Below are 14,911 nucleotides of genomic sequence, written 5' to 3' on the forward strand. Positions count from 1 at the left end.
ACACCCGCCCGGCCCGCAACGGGTTTTGCGGTGCCGGTGTTTCGCCGCGGGAACACAGGACGTGTCCCGCATGTTGGAAGCGAGTACATAGCGCTCGGCTGGGACCGAATATCCCGCCGTCGCCACTGATCAGCCCAGTAAATGACGTGAAGGAGATGTCGGTGCCCGTGCTGCTCGACGAACGTCCGATCTGGACGAAGGCGTCACCGACGGAAGCCGGATTCCCCGACGGATTGCCAGTGCCGGTAGATTTGGCAGGTACGGCGATCGAAGGGACAGGTGTGACGAGCGACCATGCGGCGCGAGCGACGGGCCCGGAGGCGGCAGCGGAGCGTAACCACGCAGGGACCCGCGAGGGCCGCGAATCAGACGCAGACGCGGTGACCGACGGTGTCGGTGCCGCGGTCGACGACACCGAGCTGGCCCAGCGGTTCGAGCGCGACGCGCTCCCGCTGCTCGACCAGCTCTACGGTGCCGCGCTGCGGATGACCAGGAATCCGGCCGACGCCGAGGACCTGGTGCAGGAGACCTACGTCAAGGCGTTCCAGGGGTTCAAGTCCTTCAAAGAGGGCACCAACCTGCGCGCCTGGCTCTACCGGATCCTGACCAATACCTACATCAACTCCTACCGCAAGAAGCAGCGCCAGCCCGCGCAGTATCCGACCGACGAGATCACCGACTGGCAGCTGGCGGCCACCGCCGAGCACACCTCGCAGGGTCTGCGTTCGGCCGAGGTCGAGGCGCTGGACGCACTCCCGGACGACGACATCAAGGCCGCGTTGCAGGAGCTGCCGGAGGAATTCCGGATGGCCGTGTACTACGCCGATGTCGAAGGCTTCCCATATAAGGAAATCGCCGACATCATGGGCACCCCCATCGGTACCGTGATGTCCCGGCTGCACCGTGGTCGCAAGCAGCTCAAGGGTTTGCTCGCCGATGTGGCGCGCGAACGTGGATTCAACCGTTCGGGGGAACGCCAGGAGGTCAAGCAGTCATGAGGGAGCGCAGCGAGCGAATCACAAGCGCAGCACCATCGGTCGCGGCGGAGCCGAGCGCCAGCGAGGTGCGGTCGTGACCGAGCGGGACCCCGATATGGACTTGGACTGCACGGCCGTACTCACCGATATCTGGCTGATGCTCGATGGTGAGTGCAACGACGACACCCGTGCTCGGTTGCAGCACCACATTGATCATTGCTCGCCTTGCATCGAGGCCTACGGCATCGAAGAGAAGATCAAAGGTCTGCTGAGTCGCAAGTGCGGCGGCGACCGCGCGCCGGACGCGCTGCGCGAGCGACTCACCTTCGAGATCCGCCGGACGGTGACCGTGGTGGAGACCAAGATCGACTCCGCCGACTCCTAGATCACCCCGCAAACAACTGAGCGGCACGCCTTCCCTGCGGAAGTGCGTGCCGCTCTGCGTTTTTCGGCCGAGCTCTCGCTCAGGCGTTTGGCCGCTTGCCGTGGTTGGCCGCGTTGCCCTTGCGACTACGCTTCTTACGTCCGCGCTTACCCATGAGTAGTCTCCCTTCTGATTGAAGGCCATTGTTTCACGTGTGGTTGGCTATACCTTCAGCGGATGCAGGCCGTGCGGCCCGGCTGCTCGAACCCGCCGAGTGAGCTGCGGCGAACCAACCGAACGAATGGGGTTTCACATGGCTGAGGAAGTGCTCGCCGAGCTGGTGTCGGTGGTCTATCAGGTCGTCGTCAAGCAGGGTGACGCCGTCAAAGAAGGCGACACCCTGGTGATCCTCGAGTCGATGAAGATGGAGATCCCGGTGCTCGCCGAGGTCGCGGGCACCGTCACCTCGATCGGCGTCAAAGAGGGCGATGCCATCAAGGCCGGTCACCTCATCGCAGTCATCTCCTAGAGCGATAGCGGTAGATCTTCATGGCAACGCTGAGCGAGCTATTAGCCGAACACACCGACCTACCCGGCGTCGCCGTGGACCATCTGCAGCGCGTGGTGGGTGATTGGCAGCTGCTTGCCGATCTGTCCTTCGCCGATCTGCAGCTGTGGGTCGGCGCGGGACCGATCGCGGCGGGCGCCGACATCGTGTGTGTCGCGCAATGCCGTCCGACCACCGCGTCCACCGTGCACCACGAGGACCTGGTCGGCACCCTGGCCCTGCAGGCCGATCATCCGCAGGTGTTCGAGGCGTTGATGTCCGGCAAGATCGTCCGCGCCGACCGTGATGTGGAAACCGCGGGCGTCTACCACCCGACTCCGGTGCACGCGGTCCGCGAGGCCATCCCGGTGCGCTGCGGCGACGATGTCATCGCGGTGCTGAGCCGGGACACCGACGTGCAGCGCTCCAGGGTCCGCAGCACGCTCGAAATCGCTTACGTCGCTTGCGCCGACGACCTGTGCCAGATGATCGCCGACGGCACCTTCCCGACCACCGAGGATCGCGCGGCCACCCATTCCAGCCCGCGCGCCGGTGACGGTTTCATCCGCCTCGACACCGACGGCATCGTCGTCTACGCCAGCCCGAACGCGCTGTCCGCCTATCACCGGATGGGCCTGCAGGCCGATCTGGCCGGCCAGGATCTCGCGGTGCTCACCCGCTCGCTGATCACCGACCCGTTCGACGCCCAGGAGGTGGTCGGCGACATCCAGGCCGCGCTGGCCGGGCGCACCGGGCGCCGGATGGAGGTGGAGGCGCGCGGGGCGACCGTGCTGCTGCGCACCCTTGTGCTGCGCCCGCACGGCGAATTGGCCGGTGCCGCAGTACTTGTGCGCGATGTCACAGAGGTCAAACGGCGGGACCGGGCGCTGCTGAGCAAGGACGCCACCATCCGGGAGATCCATCACCGGGTGAAGAACAACCTGCAGACCGTCGCCGCGCTGCTTCGGCTGCAGGCCCGTCGCACCGAGAACGAGGAGGCGCAGGTCGCGCTCACCGAGTCGGTGCGCAGGGTCACCTCCATCGCGTCGGTGCACGAGATGCTGTCGATGTCGGTGGACGAAGAGGTCGACCTGGACGAGGTGGTCGATCGGCTGCTGCCGATCATGGCCGACGTTGCCACCGTGCACACCGCGCGGATCAAGGTGCGCCGCGCCGGCTCGCTCGGCGTGTTCTCCGCCGAACGCGCGACGCCGCTGGTGATGGTGCTGACCGAACTGGTGCAGAACGCGATCGAGCACGCCTTCGATTCCGGCGAGAACGGCACGGTGACAATCCGTTCCGAGCGTTCGGCGCGCTGGCTCGACGTGATCATCAGCGATGACGGTCGCGGCCTGCCCACCGGTTTCAGCCTGGAATCCTCCGATCGCCTCGGCCTGCAAATCGTGCGCACCCTGGTGACCGCGGAACTGGGTGGTTCGATCGGCCTGCACCCCGGCGCCGACATCGGAACCGATGCGGTGCTTCGCGTTCCACTTGGGCGTCGTTCCGGCCGTTAGTAAGTCGTTTCGTTATATGCGTTGGGGCACAAGAGAGCCCGGCACCTCGGGGGTGCCGGGCTTAAATGCGTTTACCGGACCGGGGCTGAATGGTCCGGTAAATCCGATCGTCTGCTAGACGACGGTGCGGGTGCGCGTGCGTGCGTTGCGACGCTTGAGCGCCCGGCGCTCGTCTTCACTCATACCGCCCCACACGCCGGCATCCTGTCCGGACTTCAGGGCCCAGGACAGGCAGTCAGCGGTAACGGGGCAGCGAGCGCAGACCAGCTTGGCATCGGCAATCTGCGCGAGCGCAGGACCACTGTTACCCACCGGGAAAAACAGTTCGGGGTCCTCGTCGCGACAGATGGCCTTGTGGCGCCAGTCCATTCCTCTGCTCCTTTGCTGGGCGCCGCAAATGGCGCCGACGGTTTGTGGATCGTTCACTTGTGCGACTCGAATGTTTCCGCACGGTTGCTTGTGAATGCTTTCACGAACACCGTAGATGTCAATAGGTATCTGGTGCACCGTGGGGAAGCTCACGCTCTATCGGCCCCCGCTAGGGGAACCTGCCCGGTCCTTTGTACTCGCTCTACCCAGTTTTCGCAGCACTACCACGATGTTTTTCGTGCGTTTCCTGCATCACTCTGGTCGCGGCGCCACGACATCCAAGACGGCGGGCACGGCCGTGAAATCCACCACGTTGCGCTTCCCGATAAAGTCACCATCGATTTGCAGACCGATGGGTTCCTTTGTCTCGATGCGCACGGACGGAACGTTGTCTTCGCGAAACAAATTGCGAGACTTGGGGTTTCCGTCGACTGCCAAGAGCTGTCTGGCAAGCAGCAGTGTAGGCAGTACCGCCATGGAACGCACGGCAAACACGCCGAGACCGTCCTCGAACCTTGTGCCTGGGTTGGTGTGCACCGGGGTGGTGTTGAGGTAGGTCCAGGGTGTTGTGTTCGTTACGAAGGCGTAATGCACGTCGGTAACCGGCTCGTGGCCGGGGACCTCGATCCGGACGCTCGGCTCGTTACGCTTGGCGCGGAAGAACTGTCGTACGGTTGTTCGAAGGTAGCGGGCCGGGGTGGCGGTCTTGCCGTCGGCGCGGCTGGCGTCGATCGCCTCGCAGACGTCGGCGTCGAGGCCGACGCCCGCGCTGAAGGTGAACCAGCGATCGTCGGCGAGGCCGAGCCCGATCCTGCGGTCCCGGTCCAGCGTCAGCAAATCGATCAGCTGGTTGGTAGCGGTCACCGGGTCCGGCGCGATGCCGACCGCCCGCGCGAAGACGTTCGCCGAGCCGCCGGGGATCACGCCGAGCCGGGGCAGCCAGGCCTGCCCGTCGTTGAGCTCGGGCAGCGGCAGGAAGCCGTTGATGGTCTCGTTGACCGTCCCGTCGCCGCCGTGCACGACGATCAGGTCCATCTCGTTGGTCGCTGCCCACTGGGCCAATTCGGCGGCGTGGCCGCGGTGCTGGGTGTGCGCGACGGTCAACTGCGTGCGGCTTTCCAGCGCGTGCGCCAGCAGGTCCCGAGTCGCCGGAGTGGTCGAGGTGGCATTCGGATTCACGATCAGCAGCGTCCGCACGTCCCGCAGCCTAATCGTCGCCGGATCCGGTCCGAAAAGCCGCTGAACCGGAACGGTCGCGGCGACGGCCACTACGGCGGGTCGTAGTCTTGGCGGGTGGCTGAACGTAAGGGTGACGTTTCCGTGGGTGCACCGAGGACGGTGCGTGGCGCCGGGGGGCTGGTGACGCTGGAAGGTGCCGTCGCCGTCGTCGTCGCGCTGGTGTTGATCGTGCGCGGGCTGCTCGGCCACGATCAGTCCAAGGCCAGCGGGTACGGCACCGCCGCCTGGTTCGGCATCCTCGGCGGCGCCGTGCTCGCAGCGGGCATCGGCCTGCTGCTCGGCAAGCGGTGGGGGCGGGCGATCGCGGTGATCGCCCAGTTGCTGTTGCTGCCGGTCACCTGGTCGCTGCTCACCGACTCGCATCAGCCGGTCTTCGGCGCCCTACTCGGCATCGTCGTCGTCTCCACCCTGGTACTGCTGTTCGCCCCCGCCTCCACCCGCTGGATGGCCGCGGACTACGCGATCGAGCCCGAGAATTCTTGATCAACGGAACTCGACCGCGCGAGTACGGTTGTGCTGACCCCTTATTCGGTGACGGCGCTGCGGAGTGCCGCGCGGCAGAGCGAGTCGGCCCGGCGGGTGGTTTCGGGAAGGCGGTAGTTCGGTGTGAGGGCGAGGACCTTGGCGCACGCGGTGTCGAGGTCGATGCGGTGGCCGACCGAGACGAAGACGGGTTTCACGCCGGTTCTGGTGCGCAGGGCACGGCCGACGACCTCGCCGTCGATGGTGAGGTCGGTGCTCGCGCCGCGCTCGAGACCCGGTTCGACGTAGTCACCCCAGACCGATTTGGCGACGCCGATGGTCGGCACGCCGGTGAGCACCCCGATGTGGCAGGCGAAGCCGAAGCGCCGTGGATGTGCCAAACCCTGTGCGTCACAGACCAGTAGATCCGGTGCGGTATCGAGCTGTGCCAATACCCGTACGGTCGTTGGCAATTCGCGGAACGCGAGCAGGCCGGGAAAGTACGGGAAGGACGAAGTACCGTGCGCGACAGCTGTACTGACGGTTTCCAGGGTGGTCGCGTTCAGCACGACAACGGCCGCGGCGACCTCCCCGGAGTCGGCGTAGGCGCAGTCGAGCCCGGCGATGGTGCCGAATTCCTGGTTATCCCCGGTTGTTTCGACTTTCGGCCGCAATTCGTCCTGCATCGCCATGGCTTCGTCCAGGGTGGTCGGCCAGGAGTCTTCGTCGATGGGGGCGAGCCATGTCATCGTCGGGGTGTTACTGGGCTTCCTTGGCCAGCGTGCCGAGCGGTTCGCCGGTGAGGCGGTAGCCGACCCACTCGTCCTGTGGTGTGGCGCCGAGGGATTCGTAGAAATCGATGGAGGGTTTGTTCCAGGTCAGGACGGCCCAGTCGAGCCTGCCGTAGTCGTTGTCGACGGCCTCCTTTGCCAGCGTGGCGAGCAATGCCTTGCCGTAGCCCTTGCCGCGCGTTTCCGGCTTGACGTAGAGGTCCTCGAGGTAGATGCCGTGCACGCCGATCCAGGTGGAGAAGTTGAGGAACCAGATCGCGCAGCCGACCAGCTGGCCCTCTTCCTCGACCACGTGCGCGAAGACCTTCGGCTCCGGACCGAACAGGGCGGTGTCGAGCTGTGCCGCGGTGACCGTGCACAGGCCGCTTGCCTTCTCGTATTCGGCGAGGTCGTGGACCAGACCAACCAGGCCTGGTACGTCGGCGGGGGTGGCGCGACGCGGTACTACAGTCACAGTGTTACTCCATCAGCGGTCGGAACCAGGTTGTGCGCCAGGATGGTTCGCACGTCGTGTTCATAGCTGAGCACGGTCAGCGCGCCGGTCGACATGGCGAACCGGCGGCCCTCATGTATATCGAACTCGGCCCAACGGGCGATCAACGCCCTGGAGAAGTGCCCGTGCCCGACGAGCACGACATCCCGTTGCGGCAGCTTCGGTTCCACCGCGGCGAGCACGCGGTCGGCCCGAGCCCGCACCGCGTCGGCGGACTCGCCGCCCGGCACGGCACCGGTCCAGATGGTCCAGTCCGGCGCGCTCTCGCGGATCTCCGGGGTGGTCAGCCCCTCGTAGTCGCCGTAGTCCCATTCGGCCAGGTCGTCATCGACGGTGCTGTCGGTGAGCCCGGCCAGCTCCGCGGTGTGTATCGCGCGTCGGCGCGGGCTGGTGAGCACCAGCGGATCGCGCAGCTTCAGCGCGGTCAGCAGCGGACCGGCGGCCCTTGCCTGCGCCTCGCCCTGCTCGGTGAGCGGCAGGTCGGTACGGCCGGTGTGGCGGCGTTGGGTGGACCAGGTGGTCTCGCCGTGTCGCAGCAGCACTAGTCGGGCATCGTCGAGTACGGACATGGATCCATCATTGTGCACGCCAGGCGAGCCCTACCGTCCGGCCGGTGTTACCGCCGGTCAGCTGGTAGTTCCAGGGTCAGCACGACCAGCGGTAGCGGTCGCTCGACCTTGGACTGGTAGTCCGCGAGCAAGGGGTTGTGCGCCAGCGCCCACCCGGCGAACTCGTCGTACTCCGCGCCTTCGAGGGCACGCGCGGTGCCCTGGTAGGTCGTGTTCCCGAACTCCAGCGTGACCTGTGGATCGGCCTTGACGTTGTGGTACCAGGCCGGGTATTTGCCCTCGATGAACGAACTCAGGTAAAGGGTCTCGTCGCGGCGCAGCACGGCGAGCGGGACCACGTGCTTCTTGCCGCTCTTGGCGCCGGTGGTGGTCAGCAGCACTAGTTCGGCACCCGCATACGAGCCACCGACCTTGCCGTCGTTCGCGCGGAATTCGTCGATGACGCCGTCGTTCCAGTGCACGATGTCATTCTCGGAGACTTGGTTCCACGGTGCGTCGGGATCGTCGAAGGAGGTGATCTTCCGAGCCGAATCTGTTGCGGGCGTCTGCGGTTCACTCATGACCGCAAGTGTCCCGCAGCCCACCGACAAGTTCGGGTCAGCCGAGGGCGTAGAGCTCGGGGCCGCGTTGTTCGAGGACGGTGGTGCCGAGTACCGCGAGGGAGATGGGGGCGCCGGTGTAGCCGGGGCGGTCCACCGGGATGCGGGCGACTTCGGCGCCGGAGGCGGGGTCGAGGGCGGCGATCGCGCCCGCGGTAGGCATGAGCAGTCTGCCCGCCATCATACCGGGGGAGCCGAGTGCTCCGGCGGCGGTCCAGAGCGGGTCGAAGGTGCTGCCGTTCAAGGCGATTACGCTGTTGCCGGTGAAAACCAGGTAGGCCGAACCGATTCGGGTTGTTGTCGTCTTGTCGCTCAGCGGCGCCGAAAGCTGGTGCACGACAATCGGATTGCCGGTCGCGTCGTAGACGGCGAGTCGCGGTGCCGCCGCCTCGACACCGGCGGCGGCCGGTGCGCCGGGCAGGTAGAGCACGATCCTGCTGTCCGACACCGCGACTACCCGCGCGTCAGGGGAGTCCGCGCCGGCGCCGGTCAATACGTGCGAGCCGAACTCCTCGGGCACCGTGTTGTCCTTCGGCGCGGGATTCAGCATGGTGAGCCGGTCGGCGGCATCGTCGGGGCAGCGTTCGAGCACGCCGAGCCGGGACGGGCTCGATCCCGACGACAGCAGCGTGCAGCCTTTGCGCGGTTGGGTTTTCACGTTCACCGGCGCGTCGACGAACCCGTATTCGATCGTGCGCACCAGGTCCGAGCGCCACATCTCGAGCCGCTTCGGCCCCTGCGCGAGTACATAGGTGCCGTCGACCGACAGCCGCACCGACTCGTCCATGTAGCTGCTGCGCGCGGTGCGCCTGGCACCGCTGTCCCCGGCGAGCAGGGTGGCCTGGCTGCAGCCCCGCTCGTCCCGGTAGACCGCGACGACGGTGCTGAACTGGCCCTCGATCCCGCAGAGCGGCATATCCCGCTTGTAGTGCCACAGGTCCTGGCCGGTGCGCGGATCGTGGCCGGTCACCGTGCCGTCGTCACCGGTGACGGCGACGCCGCTGGAGGTCAGCGCCCTGCTGCTCACGGAGTCGGGCGCATGCCACAGTTCACCCAGCGTGGTCGGCAGCTGGTCGGCCGCGGTTGGTGTCGGCACGGGCGAGCTCGCGGTCACCGATTCAGTGCCGTGCGCGTCGCCACGCACCCACACCGCCACCGCCGCGATCACCACGAGTACGGCGATCGCGGCAGCGGAGATGACGTCGGCGCGCGTTCGCCGCTCGGGTGCGAGCACGGTTGCGAGAGTAGCGGATCCGGCCGGTCAGACCGAAGCCGTGGCGGGCTCGACCGCGTTACCACTGTCTTCGGTCGCATTCTCGCCGACCGGCTTGCGGCGACGGCGCCTGCGACGCGCGGGCTGGTCACCGGACTCCGAGTCATCGGATCCGTTGTCGTTGGCGGAGTCGGCGGCAGTGGTTTCCACGCCGCTGTCTGCCTCGCCCGCTGGCTTGCGACGGCGACGCCTGCGACGGGCGGGCTGATCGCCGTTCTCGTCGGTGGCTGCGTCGTCGGCCTGCGCGCCGTTGCTGTGCGCCGAGTCGGCGTTGCCGTTGCTGGCGGCACCGTTGCCGTTGGTCTCCGCCTCGTCGATCGGCTGGCCGCGCACGGTGCGCTTGCGGTTGCGCTTACGCGGGACCCGTGCCGGGCGTTCCACCACGACCGCGTCCTCGTCCCGCTCCGGCTTGGCCTTGCGGACCGTGCCGGTCACGCCCTCGGGGATGCCGAGTTCGGCGAACAGGTGCGGCGAGCGCGAGTACGTCTCCACCGGCTCGGCGATGCCGAGGCCGAGCGCCTTGTCGATGCCCGCCCAGCGGCCGAGCTCGTCCCAGTCGATCAGCGTCACCGCGATACCGGTGCGTCCGGCCCGGCCGGTGCGCCCGATCCGGTGCACGTAGGTCTTCTCGTCCTCGGGGCACTGGTAGTTGATGACGTGCGTGATGTCATCGATGTCGATGCCACGCGCCGCGACGTCGGTCGCGACGAGCACGTCGATGCCGCCCTTGCGGAACTTGTTGAGCGCCTTCTCGCGGGCGATCTGCCCGAGGTCACCGTGTACGGCGCCGACCGAGAAACCGCGCTCGGCCAGATCGTCGGCGACCTTCTGCGCGGTGCGCTTGGTCCTGGTGAAGATCATGGTCGCGCCCCGGCCCTTGGCCTGCAGGATCTTGGCGACCAGTTCGCTCTTGTCCAGCGCGTGCGCCCGGTAGACGAACTGCGCGGTGCGCTCGTGGATGGCCGTCTCGTGCGCTTCCTCGGCCCGGATGTGGGTCGGGCGGCTCAGGAACGTGCGGGCCAGGGTGATGATCGGGCCCGGCATGGTCGCCGAGAAGAGCATGGTCTGGCGCTTGTCAGGGACCATGGTCAGGATGCGCTCGATATCGGGCAGGAAGCCGAGGTCGAGCATCTCGTCGGCCTCGTCGAGCACCAGCACGCCGACCTTGCCGAGGATCAGATGGTTCTGGTTCGCCAGATCCAGCAGCCGACCCGGGGTGCCGACGACGACGTCGACGCCGGTGCGCAGCGCGGCGATCTGCGACTCGTAGGGGCGGCCACCGTAGATGGAGGCCACCTTCAGCGGGCCCTGGTGGTTGGTCAGGTACTTGCTCGCGTTCTCCAGGTCGGAGGTGACCTGGATGCACAGCTCACGGGTCGGCACGATGACCAGCGCCCGCGGCGTGCCGTCCAACGGCGTGGTGCCGGTGTCGGCGGTGGCGATGCGATGCAGCAGCGGCACGCCGAAGCCGAAGGTCTTACCCATGCCGGTGCGGGCCTGACCGATGAGATCTTCACCGGCGAGCGCCAACGGCAGGGTGAGTTCCTGAATGGCGAAAGTACGTTCGATGCCGATCTCGTTGAGCGCGCGCACGATTTCGTCGCGAACGCCCAATTCGGCAAATGTGGGTGCGGTATGTGTTGCGTCCAGTTCGGCGGTCAACAGCGTCTCCGCTACCCCGGGTTCCTGTTCGACAGTGATCTTGCTCAGGTTCGTGCCTTCCTCGTAATCGCGTCCCGCGCGCACGAGGTGGGGCGGACCGGTCGGCCCGCGACGACCACGTCTCCGCCTGTGATACTCACCCGGCCACGCTCTGGATGTCTTCGGGTGCCGCGGCGTGGCGGCTACCTCGGGAGACATCGGCGCGGCGCACTGGTGATGCGGAGCTGGTGCGCGCACATTTTCCTGAACGACGAAACCTCGGCTCGTTATGCCGATCGGTCGGTACCGCGGGGCGGTGAACGCACAGATCTGGCAACTCATCGAGCGAAACTTTTCGTTGTCCGGTGCGATTGTAGCGTGATATTGTGCGCGGCTCGAATTGCCGCCGCCGATTATTCGGAAACCGAACTCCGGTTTCGCCGCGCCGTTCATCGACGTACGCTGCGCGACATGGCAATTCATCCCGCGCGGCAAATCTGGAAGACTCTCGAGCCACTACATGATGTGGTCTATTTCGGGACCGGCGTCAAGGAGGCGGGAGTCGCGATCGGACTGCGCGGTTACTGGCAAACTTACTTCGCATTTCGGGCAGCGCCGCTCGGTGCGGTGACTCCCGCCACAGTGCAGGCGATTTTCGCCGGTTTTCATCCGGAAATGGTGCGCAAAGCGCTGCCTGGGGCCTGGTCGCTGGCCACGCCCGAGCAGTGCCTCGAGGTCAGGCTCGACCTGTCTACCGCGCTGCTGCGTGGTTTCGGCGCGGGTGAGGCGGAGTGTGCCCGCGCGGTGTCGCTGCTCGCGCCGGTGCTTGAACAGGCCGACCCGACCGGCAGGCCGCTCTTCGCGGCGAACGCGGCGCTGCCGCTGGCCGCGGACCCGGTGGGCGCGCTGTGGCAACTGACCACCTCGTTGCGCGAGCATCGCGGCGATGGTCACGTGGCCGCGCTGGTCACGCACGGACTGACCGGGCGTCAGGCGATGGTCATGCAGGCGGCGGCGGGCAAGGCGATGGAATCGGTGCTGCGCGGGGCGCGTGGGCTGTCCGAACGGGAATGGGCGGACGCGTTCGATGAATTGCGGGCCAGGGGAGTGGTCGAGGGGGAGCCGGTCAACCCGGCGCTGACCGGCAGCGGTGCCGACCTGCTCGGGCGGGTCGAGGCGAGCACGGACGACGCGGCATGGAACGGTGCGCTCGCGGTGCTGTCCGCCGACTCCGTCACCGAATTGACGAACTCGCTCGCGCCGCTGGCCGACCGAGTGCACGACGCCATCGTGCCCGCGGCGAATCCACTCGCTATGGGCAAGCGGTAGCCGCAACGCGGACTTGCCTGTTACCGCCGGTACCGAAATGTGAGACATTTTCGGGGTGAATATCGCGGACACCGTCACCACCGCCGCCCGCAACGCGTGGGCACTGACCTTCGGTTCGGGCGTCGAGGCACCGGATCCCACCCCGTCGACGGTGCTCTGGGACGAGCCGCATCGGCAGTTGCGCCGTTTCGAGCATCGTCCCGGTGGTGCCGAAACAGCCACGGCCGCAACGGATTCCGCTGTGTTGCTGGTGCCGCCGCTTGCGGCGCCCGCCACCTGCTTCGACCTGCGCCCCGATCAGAGCCTGGCCGGGTTCCTGCTCGAGACCGGCCGTGCGCCGTACGTGGTCGACTACGGCGAGATCACCTTCGGCGACCGGCGGATGGGCTTCGAGGACTGGATCGACGAGATCCTGCCCGAGGCCGTGCTGCGCACCTCCGCCGACCGCGACGGTCAGCCGGTCGATCTGGTCGGCTGGTCGATCGGCGGCACGCTGGCCTTGCTCACCGCCGCCGCGCACCCCGAACTGCCGATCCGTTCGATCACCGCGGTCGGTGCCCCGCTGGACTACGACAAGATGACGGGCATTCCGCAGCTGCGCGCGGTCGCCAAGCTCACCGGCGGGATAGGGACCTCGACACTCGTGCGCGCCGTCGGAGGCGTGCCTGCGTCGCTGACCCGAATCGGGTACAAGATCACCGCCTGGGATCGCGAGCTGACCCGCCCGTGGTTCGTCGCCAGCAATATCACCCGGACCGAGACGCTGGCTCGAATGGAAACCATCGACCGGTTCATGGCCGATATGCCCGGCTATCCCGGTCGTTTCTACGGTCAGTTGTGGGGCAGGTTCATCCTGAACAACGACATCGGTCGCGGCGTCGTGCGGTTCGGCAAGCGGCGCATCGAGCTGGCCAAGGTGAGCGCACCCGTCCTGCTGGTCGGCGGTCCCACCGACGCGATCACCGCGGCCGCCGCCGTCGAAGCGGGCACCCGAACCCTCACCGGTGCCGCTTCGGTCCGCTACGAAACGTCTCCCGGTAGCCACCTCGGCATCCTCACCGGACCCGAGGCGCGCAACACTACGTGGACGTATTTGGACAAGTTCTTGGCGGAGGCGGCCTGAATTCGGACAAGTTTCGCTCGCCAGCGGCGTGACCGCCGCGGCGTACTAGGCTGGGGCCATGGGAGCACAGTCACCTGCCACGCTGGGTGTTTCGACCGATTCCGTTCTCGCCGATCATCCCGGCGTCGTAGATCTGTTCGCGGTGCTCGCCTACGGTGAGATCTCCGCGTTCTACCGGCTGGCCGAGGAGGCCAAGCTGTCGCCGACGCTGCGCGGCAAGGTCGCGGTGGCGAAGATGGCCTCCGCCGAGATGGCCCATTTCAATGTGCTGGAGTCGGCGCTGGCCGAGCGTGGCGTCGACATCTTCGACGCGATGGCGCCGTTCGTGCGCGCGCTCGACGCCTACCACGCCTCCACCGACCCCTCGACCTGGCTCGAGTCGATGGTGAAGTTCTACGTCGGCGACGGCATCGCGGCGGACTTCTACAACGAGATCGCCGGTGCGCTGCCCCCCGAGGTGGCCGAGGTGGTCCGCGACGTGCTCGCCGAGACCAACCACTCCGAATTCGTCGTCGAGGAGGTGCGTCGCGCGGTCGCGACCAGCCGCTCCGAACGCGACCGGCTCACCCTCTGGGGCAGGCGCCTGCTCGGCGAGGCGATCACCCAGGCGCAGTACGTCATGGCGCAGCGCGACGAGCTGACCGAACTGGTCCTCGGCGCCGCTGGCGACCTCAACGGCATTGCCGCGCTGTTCGAGCGCATGCAGGCGAGCCACGCCGAGCGCATGGCGAAGCTGGGGATTTAAGACCTATTCGTTGACCGCCGCTGGCCGGACCAGTCGCAGACCTGGAGTTTGCGCCTGGGTCTGGTCGGTGAGCCACACGATGATGCTCTGATCGCGGTCGGCCTCGAGCGTTTCGAACGGAACCTGCACCAGACCATGCACCGGGTGATCGACATGCAGCATGCCGGAGACCGGGGCCCCGATGTGATGGGGCTTCCAGCGTGCCGCGAAATCCGGGTGGTGGCGCAGCGCGTCGATCGTTTCCAGCAGCGAGTTGTCGCCCGGCCAGCGCAGCTTGGCCCGCGACAGCGCGGCGGCGAAGATGTCCGCGGCCTCGGACCAATTCCGCAGCACCGTCCGCGCGCTCGGATGCCGGAACGTGTACCAGGCCAGGTTCGGCTGCCCCTCGCCGTCGAGCAGATCGAGCGGGGAAACGAAGTCCGCCCATGCCGCGTTCCAACCGAGCACGTTCAATCGTCGGCCGACCACGAACGCGGGTGTCGGCTGCAATGCGCGCAGGATCGACTCGATCGTGTCCGCGACCTTCTCCTCGGCGGATTCGCTTCCCGGGCAGCGTGATTCGTTGCCGGAGGCGAGGGCGAGCATGCTGAAGTGGTGGCGCTCGTTGCCGCGAAGCAACAGCGCGTCGGCCAGGGCGTCGATCACCGCGACCGAGGGATTGGTGTCGCGGCCCTGCTCGAGCCGGGCCAGATAATCCGCACTCACACCCGCCCGGACGGCGACTTCCTCACGGCGTAGCCCCGGCGTCCGGCGCCGCCTGCCCTCCGGCATGCCGACATCGGCGGGCCGTAGTTCCGCGCGCCGTGCGATGAGGAATTCCGCGAATCCGTTCCGAGCCATGGGTTCCATCGTGCCGTGTCCTAGGAGGCTTAG

Annotated in this window: 18 protein-coding genes; 8 read left to right on the plus strand and 10 right to left on the minus strand. The window is 67.1% G+C overall.

Annotation, left to right across the window (positions count from 1 at the left end):
* Window positions 1-155 precede the first annotated feature (155 nt).
* Together OG203_RS33500 and rsrA are read left to right on the plus strand one after the other, a co-directional pair.
* Entirely contained in the window at window positions 156-998 is an 843-nt protein-coding gene (locus OG203_RS33500) for a sigma-70 family RNA polymerase sigma factor (RefSeq protein ID WP_405168092.1), read from the plus strand.
* Between the two features lie 73 nt (window positions 999-1,071).
* The gene (gene rsrA, locus OG203_RS33505; protein WP_405161220.1) at window positions 1,072-1,362 is read left to right on the plus strand and encodes a mycothiol system anti-sigma-R factor; all 291 of its coding nucleotides are present in this window, start codon (window positions 1,072-1,074) and stop codon (window positions 1,360-1,362) included.
* Window positions 1,363-1,441: 79 nt separating this feature from the next.
* On the opposite strand, the gene OG203_RS33510 is transcribed toward rsrA, so the two are convergent.
* Window positions 1,442-1,516 carry a 50S ribosomal protein bL37 gene (locus OG203_RS33510; RefSeq protein ID WP_022597109.1) on the minus strand — a complete coding sequence of 25 codons (75 nt, stop codon included), beginning with the start codon at window positions 1,514-1,516 and terminating at the stop codon, window positions 1,442-1,444.
* A gap of 138 nt (window positions 1,517-1,654) precedes the next feature.
* On the opposite strand from OG203_RS33510, the gene OG203_RS33515 reads away from it, so the two are divergent.
* Window positions 1,655-1,870, plus strand: a complete 216-nt coding sequence (locus OG203_RS33515; RefSeq protein ID WP_405161221.1) for a biotin/lipoyl-binding carrier protein — start codon at window positions 1,655-1,657, stop codon at window positions 1,868-1,870.
* A 20-nt stretch (window positions 1,871-1,890) separates the two neighbouring features.
* The gene (locus OG203_RS33520; protein ID WP_405161222.1) at window positions 1,891-3,405 is read left to right on the plus strand and encodes a sensor histidine kinase; all 1,515 of its coding nucleotides are present in this window, start codon (window positions 1,891-1,893) and stop codon (window positions 3,403-3,405) included.
* 114 nt (window positions 3,406-3,519) lie between these two features.
* Here the strand turns inward: OG203_RS33520 and OG203_RS33525 are convergent, their stop codons facing one another.
* Both OG203_RS33525 and OG203_RS33530 read right to left on the minus strand, forming a co-directional pair.
* Complete coding sequence (locus OG203_RS33525; RefSeq protein ID WP_011211115.1) at window positions 3,520-3,774, minus strand: WhiB family transcriptional regulator; 255 nt, start codon at window positions 3,772-3,774, stop codon at window positions 3,520-3,522.
* A 252-nt stretch (window positions 3,775-4,026) separates the two neighbouring features.
* Complete coding sequence (locus OG203_RS33530) at window positions 4,027-4,971, minus strand: diacylglycerol/lipid kinase family protein (RefSeq protein WP_405161223.1); 945 nt, start codon at window positions 4,969-4,971, stop codon at window positions 4,027-4,029.
* A gap of 96 nt (window positions 4,972-5,067) precedes the next feature.
* On the opposite strand from OG203_RS33530, the gene OG203_RS33535 reads away from it, so the two are divergent.
* On the plus strand, window positions 5,068-5,496 hold the full coding sequence (locus tag OG203_RS33535) for a hypothetical protein (protein ID WP_405161224.1): 429 nt from the start codon (window positions 5,068-5,070) through the stop codon (window positions 5,494-5,496).
* 41 nt (window positions 5,497-5,537) lie between these two features.
* On the opposite strand, the gene OG203_RS33540 is transcribed toward OG203_RS33535, so the two are convergent.
* The 6 genes from OG203_RS33540 to OG203_RS33565 are packed head-to-tail and all read right to left on the minus strand — an operon-like array spanning window position 5,538 to window position 10,910.
* Window positions 5,538-6,224, minus strand: coding sequence for an endonuclease V (locus tag OG203_RS33540; RefSeq protein WP_405161225.1), 687 nt, complete (start codon window positions 6,222-6,224; stop codon window positions 5,538-5,540).
* Between the two features lie 10 nt (window positions 6,225-6,234).
* Entirely contained in the window at window positions 6,235-6,720 is a 486-nt protein-coding gene (locus tag OG203_RS33545; protein WP_405161226.1) for a GNAT family N-acetyltransferase, read from the minus strand.
* Entirely contained in the window at window positions 6,717-7,328 is a 612-nt protein-coding gene (locus tag OG203_RS33550) for an acid phosphatase (protein WP_405161227.1), read from the minus strand. The genes OG203_RS33545 and OG203_RS33550 overlap by 4 nt, the downstream gene beginning before the upstream one ends.
* Window positions 7,329-7,375: 47 nt before the next feature.
* A complete protein-coding gene (locus OG203_RS33555; RefSeq protein WP_405161228.1) occupies window positions 7,376-7,888 on the minus strand; it encodes a nitroreductase/quinone reductase family protein in 513 nt (170 codons plus the stop codon).
* A 37-nt stretch (window positions 7,889-7,925) separates the two neighbouring features.
* Window positions 7,926-9,161, minus strand: a complete 1,236-nt coding sequence (locus tag OG203_RS33560; RefSeq protein WP_405161229.1) for a PQQ-binding-like beta-propeller repeat protein — start codon at window positions 9,159-9,161, stop codon at window positions 7,926-7,928.
* Between the two features lie 27 nt (window positions 9,162-9,188).
* On the minus strand, window positions 9,189-10,910 hold the full coding sequence (locus OG203_RS33565) for a DEAD/DEAH box helicase (protein WP_405168093.1): 1,722 nt from the start codon (window positions 10,908-10,910) through the stop codon (window positions 9,189-9,191).
* A 402-nt stretch (window positions 10,911-11,312) separates the two neighbouring features.
* Between OG203_RS33565 and OG203_RS33570 the strand changes: the two genes are divergently transcribed.
* From OG203_RS33570 to OG203_RS33580, 3 genes are read left to right on the plus strand one after another with little or no spacing between them, the layout of a single operon-like run.
* Window positions 11,313-12,170, plus strand: a complete 858-nt coding sequence (locus tag OG203_RS33570; protein ID WP_405161230.1) for an SCO6745 family protein — start codon at window positions 11,313-11,315, stop codon at window positions 12,168-12,170.
* A gap of 55 nt (window positions 12,171-12,225) precedes the next feature.
* Window positions 12,226-13,293, plus strand: coding sequence for an alpha/beta fold hydrolase (locus tag OG203_RS33575; protein ID WP_405161231.1), 1,068 nt, complete (start codon window positions 12,226-12,228; stop codon window positions 13,291-13,293).
* 58 nt (window positions 13,294-13,351) lie between these two features.
* Window positions 13,352-14,038: a ferritin-like fold-containing protein gene (locus tag OG203_RS33580; protein ID WP_405161232.1), complete on the plus strand. Its 687-nt coding sequence runs from the start codon at window positions 13,352-13,354 to the stop codon at window positions 14,036-14,038.
* Between the two features lie 3 nt (window positions 14,039-14,041).
* Here OG203_RS33580 and OG203_RS33585 read toward each other — a convergent pair whose 3' ends face one another.
* Window positions 14,042-14,878 carry a helix-turn-helix transcriptional regulator gene (locus OG203_RS33585; RefSeq protein WP_405161233.1) on the minus strand — a complete coding sequence of 279 codons (837 nt, stop codon included), beginning with the start codon at window positions 14,876-14,878 and terminating at the stop codon, window positions 14,042-14,044.
* Between the last annotated feature and the right edge of the window lie 33 nt (window positions 14,879-14,911).

Origin of the sequence: Nocardia sp. NBC_01499 (assembly GCF_045040275.1) — a bacterium.
Classification (GTDB): Bacteria; Actinomycetota; Actinomycetes; order Mycobacteriales; family Mycobacteriaceae; genus Nocardia.